Genomic DNA, 20,552 nt, shown 5'->3' with positions numbered 1-20,552 from the left:
CGGTTATGCAGGGCTGCCAGCCGGGTTGTCCTGCTCTGCTCTGAACCTTACTTTTTGTGCAGCCACGTAACACAAGGTTTTCAGGCCATAACCATAAAGTAAGGTCAGCAGGCAAACCCCTGTGGCCGGACCAAATGCGCTGGCAAATTCGGCGGCGGTCAGGTTGTTGGCGATGGCGACCACGCCAATTAGTGTGCTGAAAATCCCCATCAGCAGGGCACTTTGCCCCAGCACGTCAAAAAAGTGTTGAGCCTGCCGATAGTTCTGCTGGCTTAACGGCAGTCGGCTGTCCAGTAGCAGCGCGAGTGCCTGACGCATGGTTTGCCGTGAGGTGGCTCCTACTGCAAACATCAGTGAAGTGGGCACGATAAGAACAAGGGAGACAAAGTCGTAAAAGGCCCACGGGTCGTCCGGCGAAGATACCCACATAGCCCAGCCAGTTAAAACAATAAAAAACAGCATGCTGAGTAAGAACATCAGCCAGTCTCCTTTGGTTTGTGTCAGAAAATGCCAGGCTGCATGCAAAGCTTGCTGGCGGTACCACCAACGCGCCCGGCTGCGGCTTTGCTGCTGACGTTGGATAAATTCTTCCTGCAAATCACCCAAAATTGCATCTTGCAGCTGCTCTGGCAGCAGCCATTCGAGTAATAGCTGACAAAGTAGTGGTGGTTGCAAATGTGGCGGCAACGGACCTGGTGGTAATGGGGGAAATGACGGTTTTTTCTGGTGTTCCATCAGGCACTCCTGTTGCCGGTATCAGGACTGCCCAGCGCAATGCCCTGCCATAAGTTATCCAACGCCTGTTTGCTGCGTTGCAATGCCTGCACGCCCTCTGCTGTCAAAACAAAGTATTTTTTGGCGCGTCCTCCACGCTCGGCAGTGGCTTCGCCCAGGCGGCTGTTGAGCATTCCCTTCTGCTCCATGCGTTCAAGCGTGGTGTAAAGCGCGCCAATACTGAGATCTCTTCCTGCTCGTTCTGCCAGGCAGAGCCGGATTTGAGTTCCATATGCTTGCTCCCGCAGCTGCAGAATGCATAACAGCAGCATTTGCTCCAGTTCACCAATGAATTTGTCCTGCGACATTGCCGGGCCTTGTCCTGCTCAAATAACCTCTACAATGTAGATTAAATAATTTTCAGCTTCAAGAGAAAGGGTAAAACGCCCTGCGGAACACCAGAGCTGAACTACACTAAATTTCGGGCCTTGAAATCAGCGGTACAAGCCACCCTCTTAAACCATGGTGGGTTGACTGCCACATTACTATTCAGGGTCATTATGTCATTCGAAATTGTTCATTCTGTCGGTTGTGCATTGTACTTGGTGTTTTTCGTGTTGATGTTGTTTGCCCGCAAAGTTCCGCGTACCAACCCTGGCTGCGGTTGGTGGGCGCTGGCCATTCTGGCTGCCTGCTGTGCACGTTTGTTTAACGTCGGGTTGTTTCCGATAGATGCTCAACTGGCAAAGCTGGCCTATAGCCTGTTGTCGCTTAGCGAAAAGCTGTTGTTGCTGCTCGGGGCGACTGCATTCTTTGGTGCTGTGGTCCAGCGGGCCGCGTATATTGGATTAGCCGCTGCCTGCGCTCTTTGTCTCGTGGCTGCTCAACTGCTGCACTGGTCAGTCTGGGTGCCTAACCTGGCTTTGGGGTTGGTGAACTGCCTCCTCTTGCTGGCGTTGGCTTACACAGTGCTTAAGGGGGAGTCGGCCGTGCCAGCATTGATCCGCCGCTCCATCGCGCTTTTTGCCTGCTTGCGCGCGGTGCACTGGTTTATGCTGGAGCCGGTGTCACTGGTGTTGTTTGATGGTTGGCGCACTCAGGCGTTCTGGCTGGGTACTGTGCTGGTGGTTGGGCTCTATCTGAGTTTAATCAGTGCGGTGTTTGCCTTGTTTCAGCAACGGTTGATGGCGTCAGAAACCAGAGCACTGGAAATGGCTTACAAAGATCCGCTGACCGGCCTGAATAACAAACGTTATGTTGATGCGCTGTTTGAGCAGGTGTTGCTGTTGGCCAACAGACCCCATCAGCTGCTGGCGGTGTTTTATATCGACCTGGATAATTTTAAACCCATTAATGATCAGGCCGGGCATAAAGCTGGTGACGCGGTGTTAAAAGAAGTGGCCCGGCGATTGCGGCAGTATATGCGCAGTACAGACGTTTGCGCCCGGGTGGGCGGCGATGAGTTTTTGGTCATCGCGACTCAGCTAGAACATCCGCATGGGGTGAGTCTGGTGGCGGAAAAGCTGTCTGAGTTGTTGGAGTTGCCGGTGCAAATAGATGGCCAGAGTTACAGTCTGGGGGCCAGCATTGGTATCAGTATCTACCCGCAGCATGGCCGTCAGATTGCTGAGCTGATTGAAAAAGCCGACGAGGCCATGTACAGCGTGAAACGCAGTGGCCGCCATGGTTTTACTCTGTATGCCATGAAGGCAGAACAGGTCAGCAACCAACTGGAGCCGGCTGCTGACGACTGAGCAGGGCAAACTTACAACCAGTAGCTGATATGCTGATGGAAGCGGATTTGTACGTCCTGTTTTTCGGTGTTTAGCATCAGCTTACGCGTCAGCTGTTTCATGCATTCTTCCACCCGTTGTAAAAAGCGGGCATAACCCCCTTCAGTTAACTGGCTGTCGTCGGCCACCAACAATAAATGCACAGTGTCCGGGCAAAGTTCAGGTTGCCAGAAGCATTGCCACATTACCTCGCTGGTGCTGGTGTCGAAGCTAAGCAGCCGCAACTCTTTGCTGACATGCTCTTTGTCGGACTGGAAGTTACGAACCAGTGGCGTGCGGCCGTCGGCCACTAAGGCGGCCAGTTTCAGCTGTTGGGCTTGGGCCTGCTGGAAAAACAGTTGTTCCAGCGCTGGCACCAAAACACTGCTGCCGGCCAGTGCGTCGTGTTCCAGCGTCAGTGCCTGGCGCAGCTGCCGGTTAAACGGCAGGCTGATGGCGGCGTAATTCATCTGGTGGTATTGCTCTGGTAACTGACAGTCCCGGCTTTCGTAGCGTTTCGGCACGGCGCGCATTTTGTAGCCGTAACTTTGGTCATTGCCTTTTTGCCGGGCAAACAGGTCATAGCCTATATGTTGGTGGTCCCGCAGTTTCAGGCCAGTATTCAGGCTGGGCAGGCTTTCTCTGAAGCCCAGCAGGGCACGGCGCACGGCACTGTGAAAGGCGGCGGCATTAGTACGGATTTCTTCGCCAGCACTGAGCAACAGCAGGCTGATTTTGCGGGCGCGGTACTGGCTGTCAAAGTAGGCTTGCTGGCCTTCATGGTAAGCCGGGTTATAGAAAAACAGCATTTGGTCCTGGGTTTGTACCGTCAGTGCTTCGGACAGGTAACGCACCACCGGCACTTTGTCATTGGCGATAAAGTAGCAGTGGTGCAGGCCTTGCTGCTGGCAGTGCCCAAAGAAGCTCTGGCTCAGCGCCTGGTAACAGCTGATCAAGTCCGGGTAATGGCTGAGCAGTTCGTTACACAGCGGCAGTTCGGCCAGCAGGTATTGGCTGGAACGGGCGTTTTGCGGCAAATAAACCTTATGCATGCTGTTCTCCTGATTTGTCAAACTGGCGGCATTGTGCGCCCGTCCGGCTGAGCAAATGCTGATCCAGCGCAAACTTCAGGTTGGAAGTAACGGCAAAAACAGCGCTGGCAACAGCCACCGTGTTCAGCGTGGCAGGGATTGCGTCCGGTTGTGGCTTTGTTTATAAAATGGCAGTCAAATGTTAATGGAAGCAGGGTAGGGATTGAGATGAATGCACCGCAGAAGGCTGGGCCTGCCGAATTCAGGTTAAGGGGCTTGCAAACCACCCGGATTGAAACTCTGACCGATGCTGCCTTCGCCTTTGCTTTTACTTTGCTGGTGATAGGCCAGGGCAAAATTCCCGCCAGTTATGCCGAATTGCAGCAGGCGCTGCTGCATATTCCGGCCTTTGCCGTTAGCGTGGCCTTGCTGGGTACCTTCTGGTTTCGTCATCATATCTGGAGCCGCCGCACTGGCCTGGATGATTCAGTGTCGGTGGCGCTGAGTTTCAGCCTGGTGTTGCTGGTGCTGATTTATGTCTACCCACTGAAAGCGGTGTTTTCCAGCATGTTCCACTGGGTGTCTGGGGGCTGGTTGCCTTCAGGGATTCGCCTGGCGTCGGAGCATGGGCTGGCGGGTCTTTTTGTGGTGTACAGCCTGGGTTACCTGGGCATGATGCTGTGCATTGTGCTGCTAAACCGCCATGCGTTGAAGGTAAACCTTGAGCTGCCGCTGGACACTTATGAACGGGCGGTACTAGGCAACGAAATCCGCCTGGGGTTGGTGCTCTGTATTGTTGCGATGATCTCAGTATTGATTGGTCTGTTCGCCGAAGGTGCCTGGATTTTATTAGGCGGCTTTATTTATGCGGTGCTGGGCATTCTGGTTCCGCTCACGGTCAGGCTCAATAACAGAGGGTTGAAGCTTCTGCTGGCAGCACAGCAAGCAAATATCGAAGCGCTGACAGAGCCAGAGCCGCAGCCTGAATTCAGTCCGACTGCGGCTGAAGCTGAGTTGGCGTCTGCAAAAAGCCTCTGACTAAGGCAAACTGCGCTGCGTAATAGGTCAGCATAATCCAGCTGCCAGCAGAAGGAATGGCCTGATAAAACTTGTTCAGGCCAATCAGGCTGTCGGAGGCAATAAAGAACAAGCCACCGGCAATCAGCCAGGGGTTGGCGCGGCCAGAGCACCAGGTACCAAAGGACATACTGAGGATCACTGCAATATAAATGCAGACAGGTAGCGCCATGGCACCCAGTTGTGGCCACATCAGGCTAAGCACCACAGCAGCAAAGCCCAGGTAAGGCAGCAGTAGTGCCGGGTAAAAGCGGGTGAACGGCCGCAGGTTCATCAGGTAACTCAGGTGCCCCAGCAGAAAAGCCGCCAGGCCAAACACAAATAAACGCTCACCGTCCCAGGCCAGCAAGACGTCTCCCAACATGGAAAACGCCAGCGCGGCCAGCAGCCATTTTTGCGCTTGGTTTTGTCGTAGTGCCCAGCCGGTTAATAACAGCAGCGGCAGAATTTTGACCAGAAAACTAAGCGGGAACTCGCCCTGTTGCGATAACCACAGGTAAGCGACTGCGAGCAGGCTGAAGCAAAAAGGGATTGTTATTGTCATTGGATTTCCCTGAACGGCGTTTATTTTTAGTCTGCCGTGCAATTGCTGCGGCTGCAAGTGCGGCGCCTGTCAGGCTGGATTTCAGCTTGCTGGCTCTGCAAAAGCATGAAATATTTAAAGAATACCACCAGCGCCTGCATTAGAGGCCTGGGTTGACTACAAGGAGATGCTGGTATGGCACATCAGTGGCGATTTTTCCGCTCTGGCGGTTTTGATCAGGTTCGGTTGGATAAGATTGAAGACTGGCAACATTTGCACGAGCTGGACCCGAAGTTATGGGCGGCGCTGAGTTGCCCGGTGAAAGGGCTGGAATTTGACGAGCGTACATTGAGTTACCTCGACAGCGACGCCGACGGCAAAGTGCGGATTGATGAAGTGCGCAGCGCAGTGCGCTGGGCCTTGTCAGTGTTAAAGCATCCGGCCGTACTGCTGTCAGGCGACGAACTGCCATTGAGTGCGATTGATGATGGCACTGAGCAGGGCCGCAAGTTGCTGGCGTCGGCTCAGCGCATGCTGACCAACTTAGGTAAAGCCGAGGCGTCTGCGCTAACGGTGGCCGATACCGCTGATATGGCCAGTATTTTCCCGCCGGACCAACTGAACGGTGATGGCGTGATCACCGCCGCACTCAGCAGCTCCGAACCTTTGACCCAACTGATTACCGCCATCCACAGCTGCGGCTGGCAGGTGCAGGACCGCAGCGGTATGGCGGGTATTGACCAGCCGTTGCTGGACCAGTTTGTCGCAGCCGGTCAGGCTTACCGCGGCTGGCTGGATGCCGCCGACGCTGTGTCTGCGGTGGCTGGTGAACAGACGGCTGAGCTGTACCAGCTGGTGCAGGCGCTCGATGCCAAAGTGGCCGACTTTTTTACCCGTTGTCAGCTGGCTGCTTACGACGCCAATGCCACTGAACCACTGAATGCGGCGCTCGCCGATTATGCCGCTTTGTCCCGCCAGTTATTAAATGCCGACAGCGCAGACGCCAGCCACTTGCCGCTGGCCCGTATCAGTGCAGAGGCCTTGTTGCCTTTAACGGCCGGGGTGCATCCGCACTGGGCTGACAAACTGGCCCGCCTGGCTGCACTTGCCAAGCCGGTATGGAAAACTGCGAAAGAAATTAATGCCAGCAAATGGCAGCAGTTAAAAGACACGCTGAAACCTTATGCCGACTGGAAAGCGGCCGAACCGCAAAGCCCGGTGGCTAGTCTGGATGCGCTGGTGTTACGCGCTTGTCTGGAGGAAACCGTACTGGCGGAAGCCACTGCACTGATAGCACAGGATTTAGCCCGCCAGTCTGAGGCTGAGTCTGTATTGGAAGTGGATAAGCTGATCCGCTACCAGCGTTACCTGCGGGATTTATTGCATAACTTTGTCAATCTGCAGAGTTTCTACAGCCTGAAACAACCAGCAATTTTCCAGAATGGCCGGCTTTATATAGACGGTCGCAGCTGTGATTTATGCATTGAAGTGCATGACGCCGGCAAACACGCCAAAGTGGCGGGTTTGTCTGGTGCTTATTTGCTGTATATGGACTGCAGCCGCAAAGGCAGCGCGGAGAAAAAGTCGATTGTTGCCGCCATGACCGCTGGGGATGCCGGTAATCTGATGGTGGGACGCAACGGCGTTTATTACGACGCCAAAGGTCAGGATTGGGACGCCACGGTCAGCCGTATTGTGGAAAACCCAATCAGTATCCGCGAAGCATTTTTTACGCCGTATCGCCGGATTGGCCGCATGATTTCCGATCAAATTCAGAAATTTGCCGCCAGTAAAGACAAAGAAATTGAAACCAAAAGTGCCGCCGGAGTGGGTGACGCCGCCAAAGTCGCGGAGACAGCAGCCAAACCCGCCGCACCTTTTGATGTGGCTAAATTTGCCGGTATTTTTGCCGCCATTGGCTTGGCGCTTGGTGCCTTGGGGACAGCGCTGGCAACTGTATTCAGTAGTTTCCTTGGCCTGAGCTGGTGGCAGATGCCGCTGGCGTTGGCGGGGATTGCACTGATGATTTCAGGCCCGGCGATGCTGCTGGCCTGGTTTAAACTGCGTGAGCGCAACCTGGCTCCATTGCTGGATGCCAACGGCTGGGCGCTGAATACCAATGCCAAACTGAGTATTCCTTTTGGCACCCGACTGACCGCTCTGGCGCAGTTACCGGCAGGCTCCAGCCGTAGCATGGCAGACCCGTACGAAAACAAGAGCCATATTGGTTTGTACCTGACGTTGCTGGTGCTGGCGTGTCTGGCCGGTTGGGCCTGGCAGGCAGGTTTATTCGCCCGCTGGTTAGGCTAACTTACGGTATGGGGTCAGGTCTTGTATTTTGCATTGAAACGCAAAATACAAGACCTGACCCCTTTCTTATTCGTTAATCACCTGAATATGCGGCGCATGCTGGCGGAAGAAATGCCGCACTGATGGGATTTCTTCCACCGGGAATAACCACTGCTCACCGCCATTCCAGGCCAGTTGCAAAAATCCTGGTCCGTTAATGTCTTGCCGTCCTATCACCAGTTTGCGTACTGTATCCGGAAACACATAATTGCCGATGCATACCTGCCCGTTGTCCAACCGAAGCTCTTCGGTCAAGCTGACTTCTTCAAAACGCGGATGCCCCCGGCTATGCAGGTAGTGCAGCAACATCAAGCCGAAGACCGGAATGTTACTGAGCATCAGCAGGCTGTTCAGTTTGCTGCTGTTTAAGAAGATCATTGCGACGTACAGAGCAAACAGGCTGCAAATCACAGTGCGACCTGCACCGCTCAGCACCCGCCATCCCTGTTTGACACTGGTAAAGGTCATTGTTTGATTCGGCCAGCGGACATCGCGCTGCGACTGCATTTTCATGTGCTGTTATCCCTAACGTCTATTTTGTGCAGGGGTCAGGTCTTGTATTTTGTATTGAAACGCAAAATACAAGACCTGACCCCAATGTTGTTTAGTATTCGGTGGATTGGGATCGAAGAACTACTCTGTCGCCAAACCAGTGTTCCACGCTGCCGTCCTGCAACATGCTGTCCAGACTTTGCTGCAGGCGTTGACGCAGTTCTGCATGTGGGCTTTTTTTCGAAAATGCCAGGTAAACCGGCTGGGTATCATCCGCGGCAACGGGCAACTGACGTTTGCGAACCACTGACTTCAGGTCTGGATTCGTATTTAGCGCCGCTTTAGACAATTCACCGGGTAGCAGGGCGATGTCAACCCGACCTTTTTCTACCATGCGCAACGCCAGTTCAGCCGAAGGTGCCAGCACTTTTTGCCGGTCAGGCAAAGAGTCAACCACAGCTTTGACTTTGGGGTGCAGGCCATAACCTCGCACTGTCACTAAGGTAAAATTACCCAGGCTGGCCATCTGCGCAATGGGACGCTGGTCGTCGTATCGTTGCCAGGCTGCATCGGTAAAGCGACCGGCGTAGTCGTACATCCACATATAGTTTTGCCCGGCCGGTGACATCACCAGGTTCATCATCAGGTCGGTTTCACCAGTCTCCATCGCTTTCAGGCAACGACGGCTGGGTGTTTTGCTGCTCATCTCCAGTTCAACACCGGCCCGACGTGCCAGCTCCTGCATAAATTCCACACCCGGGCCTGTGGCTTTGCTGCCTGAGCTGTTAAATTCGTGCACGTTGGGAAAGTGATCCAGACACCAGCGCAGCCGCACTGTCTCCGCTGCCTGCGGCGCAGAGCAGAAAGCGAACAAGCTGAATATAAACAGCAGCCTTTTCATGCGGACGTCCTTAATTCTTAGCAAGTGGTTACTATACAGAATTTACAAGCGGTTGAGGTTTGGTTATTAAAAACTAACCTTAATTCGCCATCAGACTCTAAGCGACCAAACCGACTTTTTTCTTTAACCCTGTCGATGCACCGCTTTTTAACTTGCCTGCCCCTGCCGCATCTTTTACCCTTGCCAGACCTGTATTTAGCGGACTTTGACTATGTCAGATCAGTGTTTACCTTTGGATCAGCCTGCCGCGCTGCACCTGGACAATCAGTTGTGTTTTGCCTTGTATTCGGCGTCGCTGATGATGACCAAAGCCTACAAGCCATTGCTGGAAAAACTGGGGCTGACCTATCCGCAATACCTGGTGATGCTGATTTTGTGGGAAAAAGATGGCATTGGCCTGAAGGATATTGCCGAGCGGCTGATCACCGAGTCGGGCGCCTTAACACCAGTGCTGAAACGGTTGGAGCAGCAAGGCTTGCTGACCCGCCAGCGCATTCCGGACAATGAGCGGGCACTGGAAATTAAGCTGACCAAAGAAGGTAAAGCGCTGCAACAGCAGGCCTTCGCGGTTTTGCAGCAAATTGGCCTGGCCTGTGGCATGGAGCTGACGGAGCTGGTGCGGCTGCGTACCGAACTGCAGCAGTTGCGTGACCGTATTGCCACTAGTCTGAACGCTGGTTAGCTGCGATGACCGCTGAACTCACAATTGAAGACCTGCAGCCAGGCGAGGGCAAAGCCGCCAAACGCGGTTCGTTGATCACCGCGCATTATCGTGGCTGGCTGGAAGACGGCACTGAATTTGATTCGTCCTACCAACAGGGTGAAGCTTTCGAAGTGGTGCTGAGCAATAACAGAGTGATCCAGGGCTGGATCCTCGGATTACTGGGGATGCAGGTCGGTGGTAAACGCCGGCTGTGGGTGCCGGCTGAGTTGGCGTATGGCGAACGCCAGATTGGCAGCAAGATACCCGCGCACGCCAATCTGATTTTTGAAATTGAACTGCTCGACGTGAAAAACCGCGATGACTGACGCCTAAGCGTCAGTGATTTCTGCGGCAATCTGTTCCAGCGCCTGCGCCAGTACTTCGGGTTCGCGGGCGCCGGAAATCAGGTATTGCTGATTAATAATAAAAGCCGGTACCGACTGAATGCCGGCATTCTGGTACTGCGCTTCTTCGGCCCGCACTTCGGCCGCAAAAGCATCCGAATCTAAAACCGCCTGCGCCTGCACTGGGTCCAGTCCTGCGGCCTGCACCGCATTGAGCAGCACAGCCTTGTTGTTGACATCTTCCGCCTGACCAAAATAAGCGTCAAACAACGCCAGCTTCATGGCACTTTGTTGATTAAAACCAGCCGCCCATTTCACCAGACGGTGGCCATTAAAGGTGTTGCTGGTATTGCGCTGCTGCATCCCCGAGAAATTCAGGCCCAGACCTTTGGCAATTTCCATCAGTTGCTGCTGCGACTGCTGCATTTCTGCTTCGGTTCGGCCATATTTACGGGCCAGTGCCGGCAAAATAGGTTCTGGCACTAAGTCTGGATCCGGGTTCAGTTCAAAGGCCCGCCAGCTCAGGCTGACCTGAACTTTGCCTTCCAGCTGGTGCAAGGCTTCGAGCAAGCGCGCATAACCAATAGCACACCAGGGGCAGGCGATATCCGAAACTAAATCAATATGAAGCTGACGCATCAGGTTTTCCTTTTAACGGGCATTACAGCCGTTATGGGGGCAGGCTGGTTAATTGCAAGTTAACCTGTTGAATTGGGCTGTAAAGAAATAACAATTCATCTCATCCGCATTTGATAATGGTTTGCATTTGTGTATGATCCGCCGCAATTGGAGGATCTTTTATGTCAAACACCGTGAAATTCCGTAAGTTACCTTTAGTTGTTGCCACCCAAATGGCGCTGTTCAGCATGGCTGCTGTTGCAGCAGATAAAACGGAAAAGGATGTCGAGCGTATCGAAGTTGTTGGCAAATACACTGTCACTGAAAACATTGATACCGCAACGGGCTTGGGTTTGAGCCTGCGTGAAACGCCGCAATCGGTCAGCGTGCTGACCGAGCAGCGCTTAAAAGATCAGAACATTAATACGGTGCTTGAAACCGTTAAAAATGCGGTAGGCGTGTCGGCGACAGAAGTGGATAACGTGCGCAGCTCATTCAAGGCCCGTGGCTTTGAAGTGACAAACTACCAGATTGATGGTGTGCCTTTAGCCTGGTCTCTGGCTGGTGATTCTGGCGAAACAGTGGCAGATGTAGCCATTTATGAACGTGTCGAGTTTGTGCGTGGTGCAACTGGCCTGTTGACTGGGGCAGGTGAACCATCCGCGTCTATCAATCTGGTGCGTAAGCATGCTGATAGCACAGCCTTGAAAGGGAATGTTGATGTGCAGACCGGCAGCTGGAACCGGCAGCAGCTCACAGCAGACGTGGCGTCCGGGCTAAATCGCAGTGGTACATTGCGTGGCCGGGTGGTAGGCAAGTACCTGAAAAGTGACTCTTACTGGGACCAGTTTGAAGATAACAGCAATGTGCTTTATGGCGTGCTGGAAGCTGACCTGAGCAACAGTACCTTAATTCGCGTTGGCGGCAGTTACCAAAACCGTGATCCGAAAGCTGCCACTTGGGGCGCTTTGCCAGCGATGTACAGTGACGGTACCTATATCGACTGGGATACCTCAAAGACGACTGGTGCTGACTGGACCCGCTGGGAAACTACCAACACCAATTATTTCGCTAACCTGAATCACAGCTTTGCTAATGGCTGGCAGTTGGTCGCCAACTACAACCGTATGGCCTACGAAAAAGATTCCAAATTGCTGTATCTCTACGGTGCAGTTGATAAAGCCACCGGTGAAGGCCTGAGCGCACAGCGCTACCGTGCCTACGGCGAAAGCGACCAGAACAGCTTCGATGTGCAACTGAAAGGTGATTATCAGTTGTTTAATCAGAGCCACGAGTTTGTGGTTGGGGCTATTACCAGTACACAGGATATTGAAACTGATTCTTACACTCCAATTGGTGGTGATATGAGTGGTGGCTACGATCGTGTGGACGTTGGCAATTTTTATCAGTGGGCTGGTTTACCACAACCTGAATGGGAAAATACGCCTGTACGGGCTGAAGATGTCACCATTAAACAAAAAGGTCTGTACGCAGCGACCCGTATTTCTGCCACAGATGCGCTGAAGTTTATTGTCGGTGGTCGGGTGTCAAGCTGGGACCGTGAAGGGATCTGGTACGGCGCTAAAGAGGATTACGGCAATAACGGTGAATTTGTACCTTATGTTGGTGCCTTATTGGACCTGACCGAACAACACCGTTTGTATGCCAGCTATACAGAAATCTTTAAAGCTCAGGATCGTCGCGACAAAAATAACGAGCTATTAGATCCGGTTTCAGGCAAGAGCTATGAGCTCGGTCTGAAGAGCAGCTTTTTGGATGATCGTTTAAATACCACTGTAGCAGTGTTCCAAATTCAGCAGGATAACCTGGCCGTGGTTGACTCAACCTTCGTTCCGAATGCAGAGCAGCAAACCGCTTATTACGGTGCCGACGGCACGGAAAGCAAAGGCTTTGAGCTTGAAGTGGTAGGTAAGCCAATCGAAGGCTGGAACATCAGCGCCGGGTATTCGCAATTTGAAGCTGAAGACGCCTATGACCTGAAGGTGAATACCGACAGTCCACGCAAGCAGTTTAAACTGTTTACCACTTACCAGTTTGTGGACGCCTTACCTGAACTGACGGTGGGTGGCGGCGTGAACTGGCAAAGTGAAACTTATGCCGAAGGCGGCGGTGCGCGTTTGACTCAGCAGTCCTATTCACTGGTGAACCTGATGGCACGCTACGATGTAGCTACCAATCTGAACCTGCAGCTGAACGTGGCTAATTTGCTGGATGAAAAGTACTACAACTACATGACGGCCTGGGGGACTTCCTACACCATGTACCGTTACGGCACACCACGTAACCTGTCGTTCAGTGTGAACTACGCGTTCTAATCAACTTTCCAGCTTTGGGGTCAGGTCTTGAATTTTGAATTCACATTCAAAATTCAAGACCTGACCCCTTTTTGTTAATGGGTTAACGCAAACTGCATCGCGGCGACCACGGCGGCGACCTGGGCCTGGATGCACTGCTGCGGGTTGGTGTTTGGGCTATCCGGGTACACCTCTGTGGTGTTGACAAAACGGGCATTGGTAACACCACCACACAAACCCAAGCTGCGTTTCGGGTAATTCACTACGCCGAACTGCTGCAGCTTTTCACCAATCAGGCAGCCGTTTTCGTCTGCTGGCGCGATGTGAGTCACTTTGGCCACCGCATCAATCACCGCTTTTTGGAAACCGGCTTCAGGCCGCTCTGTGTCACCCACCAGATAAAAACCATCTGGAATGTTCCAGTTGGTATTCACTGTGCCGTCGCGCGCCGCTTTGGCCGGGCGGAATTCGCTGTTGTCAGAATCAGTGGTTTCATGCAAATCAATATGCATCAGAACGCTACCGCTGTGGCTCTGAATACAGGCCATCGCCAGTTGAGCTTCGGCTGCTTCGCCTGTTGGGCTGAACGACCGGTTCGGATCGACGGCATCCGGGTTCCAGCGGTTGATGGTTTCGTAACCCCAAGGGCTGATACAAGGCAAGACCAACAGGTTGGCCTGGCGGCTGAATTCAGCAAAATGCTGCTGAATAAAAGCCAGCGCGCCATGCACGCCACTGGTTTCATAACCATGCACACCACCGGTTACCAGTAGCACAGGCAGGTCTGCCTGCCAGTTTTTGCTGCGCACTGCATAGAGCGCATAGTCCGGTAGCTGATGGCGGCTGTAATCGATATGGCCGTACTGCACTAATTCGGCGTCAGCCGGCAAGGATTGCAGTGCGCTGACTACATCCTGCTGATAACTGCGTTTGGTCTGTTTTTGCTGGCTGAGCCAAAGGGCTTTTTCGGTGTCGCCCCAACATTGGCCTTGGGTGCCTATAGGGTAAATAAAAGGTGTGGCTGGTTTCATGCTGCTGTCCTGTTCCAATGCTGCGCGCACTATAGCACTGCCCCGGCTGAGCCGGAAGTTCAGCCTCTGTTGCAATCAGACGGATGCCACTATTTTTTAGTCAATTTGACTAACTCAATGTATTTGTTGTTTTATGGGGTTTTTGTTAATTTGTTTTAAAACAATAATTTATGTGTTGGCATTGGCTTTGCAAATTCTTTGGCATCAACCAGTGAAAGGATGACCACTTATGAAAACTCTGATTGCCACTTCCATGTTGTTGTTAAGCGCCACTGCGGCAGCTGAACCCTCACAGTGCAACCTGCAACTGAAGCAGGACTTGCGTATCGCACCGGCGATGGTCGAGTTGTCGGACCGTGGTCATTCGTTATGGCAAATCGACCCACAGGGTAATCTGTGGCTGAACGGTAATCCACACCAGGTGAACGCCAGTCAACGTGAACTGCTGGTGCAGTACCAGGCCGGCCTGCGTGACCAGACCGAAAAAACCGTGGTACTGGTGGGTGACGCCATGAAACTGGCGGTTAGTGCTGTAGGTCAGGCGATGACCGAACTGACCGGCAAAGATATTGAAGACTTTGACGGCTTGCAAAGCGCACTGCACAAAGTGGAACTGACCACCGACGAGCTGATTGTGCGTGACGGCCAGACCATTGAAATTCGCGGCAGCCAGATGCAGCAACTGGATGAGGCCTTTGGCCCTGAGTTTGAAAAGGCGATGGAAGATGCGGTGCAGCAATCCATGGGCTCAGTATTCTGGCAAATGGGGCTGGCGATGATGTCTGGTGAAGGCGATTTTGAGCAGCGAATGGAAGCCTTTGGTGAGCGCATGGAACTGGTTGGCCAACAGATTGAGCAGAGCGTTGAATTAAGAGCCTCAGCACTGGAGCACCAAGGCGATGCCTTGTGCCAGAACCTGCGGGCGCTGGATCAGGTCGAAAGCCGTCTGCAACAGCAATTACCAGCCTTCGCGGCTTATGACTTGCTGAACACCGAGCAGAGCGAAGATGGCGCCACGCTGGTCAGTTTCTGAACCCTGGAGTAGAACTACTCTTTTTGCCCGCCATTCTGGCGGGCTTTTTTATTGGCGCAAAGCCTGATTGTTCAGCCAGAGTTCAATTGCAGCCGCTAAAGTCGGTGAGCATTCAGTTGTCAGTGCCTGACCACCCACTTCATCGTATTCTTGAGAGGAAATCCTATGTTCGATTCACAGTTCCAGCATTTGCATCAGCTTGTTCAGGGCTTAATCAGTGAAAACCAGCAACTGAAACAGCAGGTGGATGACACCAAAGCTCAACTGGAAACACTGGAACTGAAAACGCTGGAGAATGAGGAGCAGCAACAGCAGGTGCAGCAGCATTTGCAGCAGTTACTGCAACTTTTTGGCAAGTCTGCCGGATAAGCCATGTCAGCAGCCCTGATTGAACAGAAGTTGTTGATCTGCGGCCGGGAGTACCGGCTGCGTTGTCGGGTGCATGAACAGTCCTATTTGCAGGAAGCTGCCCGCTTGTTAAATGAACAGGTTGTTTCTGTGCGCAAAGGCAATGGTCATTTATCGCAGGAACAAAGCATAGTGCTGGCGTCGTTGCAAATAGCCCAGATGCTGATGCAGCAACAACAGCCACAGTTACAGAATTGCCAGCAGCAGCTGGATAATCTGATCCTTTTGCTCGAGCAACGTTAGCTCGGGCCTCTCCTTTTAGGCAGCCTGGCTGCCTCTTTTTGCGGTGCTGCCGCTGACAAGGCTGGTGTGGCGAACTTATTGACAGCTGCTGGCCTGACGCTGATCACAGACGTAGATCCGCCTGCTATAGTCCAGCCAGAGATCCCATTCGGTCTGTAATGGTTGAGTGCGCCAGATGCGGTTAAACACATAAAGCGAATCTTTGCCTGCTATCGCTTTGTGCAGCACCTTGGAGTAGCTGCCGTTGCTGCTTTTGCACTCAGACACCCAGGTCAGTTGCGGATACCCGCGTTGTGGCGTCTGGTTCAGGATCTGGCTGTCAAACAGCAAGTCGCAGTTCAGTTGGCCTTGCTCATCGTCAATGCGTTTGGTGTCCTGCAGATTGACATTGGACTGCTGTTCAAACACAAAACTCTGTACCAAGTCCTGGCTGCTTTTGTCCTGCCAACGCATTTCAGTGACCAACACTAAATCGTTCGGATGCAGCCGGGTCAAGGTCCATTCACCTTCCGGCAGCGGCATCGGTTGCTGCAGGCGTTCCTGGTACTGCAGGCTGCTGCAAGCCGTTAACAACATCAGACACCAGCAAGAGTAAAAAACCTTCATCAGTTCAATCCGTTTCACAGCCCGAAGGCAGAAGTTCTGTTTATCTTGCAAAGTCGGCGGCAAATTCGCAATGCTTTACTGTACCGACTGGTCTTTTTCTGCCCATTTTCGCTGGATAGCTAAAATGTCAGGCAGCTTTTGTTCCAGCAGCTCAATCAGCCGGGGCTCAAAATGCAGGCCTTTTTGCTGCTGCATATAGTCCATGGTTTGCTGCAATGACCAGGCCGGTTTGTAGGGCCTGGGGCTGGTCAGTGCATCGAAGACATCGGCCACCGCCACAATACGTGCCTCCAGCGGAATTTGTTCGGCTTGCAAGCCATGCGGATAGCCTGAGCCATCCCACTTCTCATGATGGTAAAGCGCAACCTGTTTGGCCATTTGCAGCAATGCTGAGTCGCATTCACCAATGATTTCGGCGCCAATCAGCGGATGGCGTTTCATCTCGGTAAATTCTTCGCTGGTCAGTTTGCCCGGTTTCAGCAGAATATGATCCGGAATGCCGATTTTGCCGATGTCGTGCATCGGAGCGGCATGCAATAAGTTTTCTGCCCGCTGTGCGTCCATGCCATACGCCAGAGCCAGCACGTGGGCATAGTGGCTCATGCGCAGTACGTGCAAACCGGTTTCGTTGTCTTTGTATTCAGCGGCCCGGCCCAGGCGTTGGATCACCTGCAAACGGGTTTGCTTCAGCTCTTCGGCCTGCACCAGTGACAAATGGGTTTTCACCCGGGCCCGCACCACAGCCGGGCTGATCGGTTTGGTAATGTAATCAACCGCACCCAGTTCAAAGCCTTTGGTTTCATCCAGCTCATCTTTTAATGCGGTGACAAAAATCACCGGGATACTGCACAGCAGCGGGTGTTGTTTCAGTTCGGTGCACACATCAAAGCCGGTTTTACCCGGCATCATCACGTCCAGCAGGATCAAATCCGGTTTATGTTCGGCGGCCAGCTGTAAGGCTTCATCGCCATGTTTGGCAAACATCAGCTGGTACTGGTCCTGCAATACGTTGCGCAGCACCTTCAGGTTGGTGGCTTCGTCATCAACCAGCAAAATTCTGGCCTGGTTCATCAACTGTTGTCCTGTTTAAGTTGCGGCCCCAGCTGATCCAACAAGGCTAAGGCTGCCTGAAATTCAAACTCATCTGCCAGTTCCAGAATTTGGCGGATTTCATGCTGCCAGGGGGATTGAACCTGGCTGAGTTGCTGTACCAACTGAGAGTCGAGCTGGTGTTTAGCAAGACCTGCCGCCAGTTGTTGCAATAGCAATTGCAGTTGTGTGATGTCAACGGTTTCTGTATTGCTTTGTTCGGGTTGTTGGTTGTGCAGTGCGGCAGCAGCTTTGTCCAGCCGCGGCCAGCCGCTTTGTAAACGGCTGATCAGTTGCAGGCAACGTTCCGGTTGCAGCTGACGGGCGGCCTGTTCCAATTCAGCGCCAATACGGCTGAAGGCTTCCAGCGCCAGATTGCCACTGACGCCTTTCAGCGCATGCGCTTTATGCTGCACTTGGGTCAGGTCGCCTTGCTGGTAAGCGCTGAGCATCAATTCCAGTTGTTCTGGTAGCTGTTGCAGGAACTGGCGCAGGTTAAACAGATAACTGTCCTGATGACCCCACAGCTGCAAGGCTTTGGTCAGGTTAATCAGTTGCTCTGGCTGCGCTTCTTCGAACTCGTCGGCGGCATCTGGCAGTTCGATGCCTAACACAGCGGCTATCTCGCGCGACAAGGCCGCAAAATCGACAGGTTTGGTGGCAAAACCCTGCATGCCGGCATCCCGTGCGGCTTGTTTGTCTTCGTCCAGTACACTGGCGGTTAACGCAATCACCGGCACCGTCGGCAAGCCCTGGGCAGCTTCCAGCTGACGGATTTGACGGCAGGCACCCAAGCCGTCCAGATGTGGCATCTGAATATCCATCAATACCAGCTGTGGCTGATGCTGCTGATACTGGGCCACTGCTTCTAAACCATCACGGGCAGAGATCACTGAATGACCGGCGCGTTGCAGCAGCAGTTGCAGCAGTTCCAGGTTCTGCGGAATATCGTCGGCAATCAGGATGTGCAGAGCAGGCAGCTTAGGTGCCAGCCCTTGCGCTGGCTGCGGTTGATACTGGCCTGGCTGCAGTGGCAGGGTAAATTCAAAACAACTGCCGACCCCTTCGGTGCTTTCAACCCGGATGGTGCCGCCCATCAGCTCCACCAGTTGTTTACTGATGGTAGTGCCAAGGCCAGTGCCGCCAAAACGCCGGCTCATTGATGCATCGGCTTGGGTGAAGGCGTCAAAAATATAGGGCAGGCGATTGGCGGCAATGCCAATGCCGCTGTCGACAATACGGAATTGCAGCTGCTGATCTGTGGTCAACCCAACCTGCACAGTCACCTGGCCTTTTTCGGTGAACTTGATGGCATTACCAATCAGATTGGTCAGAATTTGCCGGATGCGTTCTGGTGCGCCTAAATAAAACTCACCCAGCTCAGGGGCCAGTTTTAGTTCCAGCCCCAGCTGTTTTTTGCGGGCTTGCAGCCATAAAGTTGATACCACAGAGTCCAGCAATGCAGGTAAGGAGAAGTTGTTGATTTCCAGCTCCAGCTTGCCTTTTTCCAGCTTGGCGCTGTCCAGCACATCATTCAGCAGGTGCAATAACGAGTGGGCAGAGCCGTGAATGGTCGACAGGTGTTTGCGCTGCTCGGGCAGTAAATCTGTGCTTAGTAACAAATCGCTGAAGCCGATAATGGCATTCATCGGGGTGCGGATTTCATGGCTCATATTGGCCAAAAAGGCCGCCCGGGCTGCGGCTGCATCTTCGGCCTGGTTTTTCGCGTCGAGCAGCTCTACTTCCATCTGTTTACGTTGGGTGATATCCATCAGGAACCCATCCAGCCAGAGGATTTTTCCCTGGTCATCGCAAACGGCCTGGCCCTGTTCCAACAGCCAGTGCACTGAACCATCTTTATGCACAATGCGGTATTCCAGTTGAAAGCCGTTCTGATACAGCTCCATTTGCTGCGCTGTGGTCAGGTCATCCGGATGCACCAGACTGGTCCAACGCCGCACCTGAGTCGGCAACATAAAGTCGCTGGCTGGGTAGCCACAAATGCCTTCAATAGCGTCGCTGATAAACAGCATGTCCCAGTGCTCGTTAAACAGGCAGCGGTAGGCGGCGCCCGGGATATTGGTGATCAAAGAGCGGAATTTTTCTTCGTTCTCTTTCAGCGCCTGTTCCATCTGAAGGCGTGAGCTGATGTCGGTAATAAAGGCGACAAACAGGTCCTGGTCTGACAGCCTGGTATGGCCAACCGCCAGTCGAACAGGAAGGTTGTTACCGTCTTTGTGGCGTGCCAGCACGTCCCGGCCCTGGCCGATAAGGCTCACATTGCCTGTGGCGAGATACTTTTGCAGGTAGTTTTTGCTTCCCGGCTGAATTTCATCAGGGATTAACAGGTTAATGCTTTTCCCCAACATGGCGCTGGTGTCCCAGCCAAATATAGCAGCGGTCGCTTTATTGACACTGAGGATATAGCCTTCCGGGTCTATGGTGACAATAGCATCGACCGCGGTTTCCATCATGGAGCTGAGCCGGCTTTCATTGGCTTTGGCCTGGGCACTGGCTTCGCGGTAACGTAACAACACATTGACTGTGACCACCAGCAAGGTCATTACCAGGGTCAGTACCGTAATGCCAGCGGCCAGTACCATGGGCAACTCACCGCTTTCTTTGGCCGGAATAAAGCCTGCTGGCGGTACAAAACGAGCGGCGGCCATACCGGTGTAGTGCATACCGGAAATGGCGGCCCCCATCACGGTGGCGGCCATCAGGGTCAGTATATGAGGCGGCAGGCGCAAGCGTTTCAGGCCAAAGCGGATCCACAGCGCCAGTATCGCCAACGCTACAGCCACCAAAATCGACAACATAAAGGTTGGCAGATCATATCGCAGCGCGGCAGACAGCTGCATGGCCGCCATACCACTGTAATGCATGGTGCCGATACCAGCACCAACCAGTAAGCCACCCAGACCCAGTTGCAGTGGGCTGAGTCTTCTCTGGCTGATCAGGTTCAGCGCCACCCAGGACGCTGCAATGCTTGGCAGTATCGACAAGGCCGTGAGTCCGGGGGTGTAACTGACCGGTGTACAGAGCGCAAAGGCCAGCATACCGATAAAATGCATCGACCAGACCCCTGCTCCCAGGCTGAAGCTGCCGCTGAGCAACATTAAATTGCGCAGGCCAGTGCGTTTCACCACTGCGGCCTGAGCTGTCACCTGCAGGGCCATCGCCGAAGCAAAAATAGCAATCAGCACCGACAACGACACCAGGGCAGGGTCATAGGTTCCAAGCAGCAGATCAGCTTCGGCCGGATGGGTAAAAAGTTGATTCAGCCAGGACCACATGCTCAGG

At 53.3% G+C, this 20,552-nt stretch carries 20 protein-coding genes; 9 read left to right on the top strand and 11 right to left on the bottom strand.

The window, feature by feature from the left end:
- Window positions 1-3 precede the first annotated feature (3 nt).
- Together ACFO3I_RS00685 and ACFO3I_RS00680 are read right to left on the bottom strand one after the other, a co-directional pair.
- On the bottom strand, window positions 4-735 hold the full coding sequence (locus ACFO3I_RS00685; protein ID WP_377330894.1) for a permease prefix domain 2-containing transporter: 732 nt from the start codon (window positions 733-735) through the stop codon (window positions 4-6).
- Window positions 735-1,082 carry a PadR family transcriptional regulator gene (locus ACFO3I_RS00680; RefSeq protein ID WP_377330892.1) on the bottom strand — a complete coding sequence of 116 codons (348 nt, stop codon included), beginning with the start codon at window positions 1,080-1,082 and terminating at the stop codon, window positions 735-737. Before ACFO3I_RS00680 ends, ACFO3I_RS00685 begins: the two co-directional genes overlap by 1 nt.
- Before the next feature lie 192 nt (window positions 1,083-1,274).
- Between ACFO3I_RS00680 and ACFO3I_RS00675 the strand changes: the two genes are divergently transcribed.
- On the top strand, window positions 1,275-2,468 hold the full coding sequence (locus ACFO3I_RS00675) for a diguanylate cyclase domain-containing protein (protein ID WP_377330891.1): 1,194 nt from the start codon (window positions 1,275-1,277) through the stop codon (window positions 2,466-2,468).
- Window positions 2,469-2,479: 11 nt separating this feature from the next.
- On the opposite strand, the gene ACFO3I_RS00670 is transcribed toward ACFO3I_RS00675, so the two are convergent.
- Entirely contained in the window at window positions 2,480-3,538 is a 1,059-nt protein-coding gene (locus ACFO3I_RS00670; RefSeq protein ID WP_377330890.1) for a DUF3083 family protein, read from the bottom strand.
- A gap of 207 nt (window positions 3,539-3,745) precedes the next feature.
- On the opposite strand from ACFO3I_RS00670, the gene ACFO3I_RS00665 reads away from it, so the two are divergent.
- Entirely contained in the window at window positions 3,746-4,555 is an 810-nt protein-coding gene (locus tag ACFO3I_RS00665; RefSeq protein WP_377330889.1) for a TMEM175 family protein, read from the top strand.
- On the opposite strand, the gene ACFO3I_RS00660 is transcribed toward ACFO3I_RS00665, so the two are convergent.
- Window positions 4,506-5,138 carry a lysoplasmalogenase gene (locus tag ACFO3I_RS00660; RefSeq protein ID WP_377330887.1) on the bottom strand — a complete coding sequence of 211 codons (633 nt, stop codon included), beginning with the start codon at window positions 5,136-5,138 and terminating at the stop codon, window positions 4,506-4,508. The two genes, ACFO3I_RS00665 and ACFO3I_RS00660, sit on opposite strands and share 50 nt — an antisense overlap.
- 174 nt (window positions 5,139-5,312) lie before the next feature.
- On the opposite strand from ACFO3I_RS00660, the gene ACFO3I_RS00655 reads away from it, so the two are divergent.
- Complete coding sequence (locus ACFO3I_RS00655) at window positions 5,313-7,427, top strand: hypothetical protein (RefSeq protein WP_377330885.1); 2,115 nt, start codon at window positions 5,313-5,315, stop codon at window positions 7,425-7,427.
- A gap of 66 nt (window positions 7,428-7,493) precedes the next feature.
- Here the strand turns inward: ACFO3I_RS00655 and ACFO3I_RS00650 are convergent, their stop codons facing one another.
- Window positions 7,494-7,979, bottom strand: a complete 486-nt coding sequence (locus ACFO3I_RS00650) for a hypothetical protein (protein WP_377330883.1) — start codon at window positions 7,977-7,979, stop codon at window positions 7,494-7,496.
- A gap of 91 nt (window positions 7,980-8,070) precedes the next feature.
- Window positions 8,071-8,859 (bottom strand): substrate-binding periplasmic protein, encoded by a 789-nt coding sequence (locus ACFO3I_RS00645; protein WP_377330882.1) that lies wholly within the window; start codon window positions 8,857-8,859, stop codon window positions 8,071-8,073.
- A gap of 211 nt (window positions 8,860-9,070) precedes the next feature.
- Here ACFO3I_RS00645 and ACFO3I_RS00640 point away from each other — a divergent pair, with 211 nt between their 5' ends.
- A complete protein-coding gene (locus ACFO3I_RS00640; protein ID WP_377330880.1) occupies window positions 9,071-9,541 on the top strand; it encodes a MarR family winged helix-turn-helix transcriptional regulator in 471 nt (156 codons plus the stop codon).
- A gap of 5 nt (window positions 9,542-9,546) precedes the next feature.
- Complete coding sequence (locus ACFO3I_RS00635) at window positions 9,547-9,888, top strand: FKBP-type peptidyl-prolyl cis-trans isomerase (RefSeq protein WP_377330879.1); 342 nt, start codon at window positions 9,547-9,549, stop codon at window positions 9,886-9,888.
- 3 nt (window positions 9,889-9,891) lie between these two features.
- Here the strand turns inward: ACFO3I_RS00635 and ACFO3I_RS00630 are convergent, their stop codons facing one another.
- On the bottom strand, window positions 9,892-10,545 hold the full coding sequence (locus tag ACFO3I_RS00630) for a DsbA family oxidoreductase (RefSeq protein ID WP_377330878.1): 654 nt from the start codon (window positions 10,543-10,545) through the stop codon (window positions 9,892-9,894).
- A gap of 161 nt (window positions 10,546-10,706) precedes the next feature.
- Between ACFO3I_RS00630 and ACFO3I_RS00625 the strand changes: the two genes are divergently transcribed.
- On the top strand, window positions 10,707-12,860 hold the full coding sequence (locus tag ACFO3I_RS00625) for a TonB-dependent siderophore receptor (protein WP_377330876.1): 2,154 nt from the start codon (window positions 10,707-10,709) through the stop codon (window positions 12,858-12,860).
- A 74-nt stretch (window positions 12,861-12,934) separates the two neighbouring features.
- Here ACFO3I_RS00625 and ACFO3I_RS00620 read toward each other — a convergent pair whose 3' ends face one another.
- On the bottom strand, window positions 12,935-13,870 hold the full coding sequence (locus ACFO3I_RS00620; protein WP_377330875.1) for a M14 family metallopeptidase: 936 nt from the start codon (window positions 13,868-13,870) through the stop codon (window positions 12,935-12,937).
- A 229-nt stretch (window positions 13,871-14,099) separates the two neighbouring features.
- Here ACFO3I_RS00620 and ACFO3I_RS00615 point away from each other — a divergent pair, with 229 nt between their 5' ends.
- From ACFO3I_RS00615 to ACFO3I_RS00605, 3 genes are all read left to right on the top strand, one after another.
- Window positions 14,100-14,903, top strand: coding sequence for a DUF2884 family protein (locus ACFO3I_RS00615; protein ID WP_377330873.1), 804 nt, complete (start codon window positions 14,100-14,102; stop codon window positions 14,901-14,903).
- A gap of 165 nt (window positions 14,904-15,068) precedes the next feature.
- Window positions 15,069-15,272: a hypothetical protein gene (locus ACFO3I_RS00610; RefSeq protein WP_377330872.1), complete on the top strand. Its 204-nt coding sequence runs from the start codon at window positions 15,069-15,071 to the stop codon at window positions 15,270-15,272.
- Between the two features lie 3 nt (window positions 15,273-15,275).
- A complete protein-coding gene (locus ACFO3I_RS00605; RefSeq protein ID WP_377330871.1) occupies window positions 15,276-15,554 on the top strand; it encodes a cell division protein ZapA in 279 nt (92 codons plus the stop codon).
- A gap of 75 nt (window positions 15,555-15,629) precedes the next feature.
- Here the strand turns inward: ACFO3I_RS00605 and ACFO3I_RS00600 are convergent, their stop codons facing one another.
- The 3 genes from ACFO3I_RS00600 to ACFO3I_RS00590 form a co-directional block, all read right to left on the bottom strand.
- Window positions 15,630-16,160 (bottom strand): hypothetical protein, encoded by a 531-nt coding sequence (locus ACFO3I_RS00600; RefSeq protein ID WP_377330870.1) that lies wholly within the window; start codon window positions 16,158-16,160, stop codon window positions 15,630-15,632.
- A 75-nt stretch (window positions 16,161-16,235) separates the two neighbouring features.
- Entirely contained in the window at window positions 16,236-17,231 is a 996-nt protein-coding gene (locus ACFO3I_RS00595) for a response regulator (protein ID WP_377330868.1), read from the bottom strand.
- Complete coding sequence (locus ACFO3I_RS00590) at window positions 17,231-20,545, bottom strand: MHYT domain-containing protein (protein ID WP_377330866.1); 3,315 nt, start codon at window positions 20,543-20,545, stop codon at window positions 17,231-17,233. Before ACFO3I_RS00590 ends, ACFO3I_RS00595 begins: the two co-directional genes overlap by 1 nt.
- Window positions 20,546-20,552: the final 7 nt, after the last annotated feature.

The sequence above is a fragment of the Rheinheimera marina genome, assembly GCF_042654345.1.
GTDB classification, from domain to species: Bacteria; Pseudomonadota; Gammaproteobacteria; order Enterobacterales; family Alteromonadaceae; genus Pararheinheimera; species Pararheinheimera marina.
This window is presented reverse-complemented; position numbering and strand designations above follow the sequence as displayed.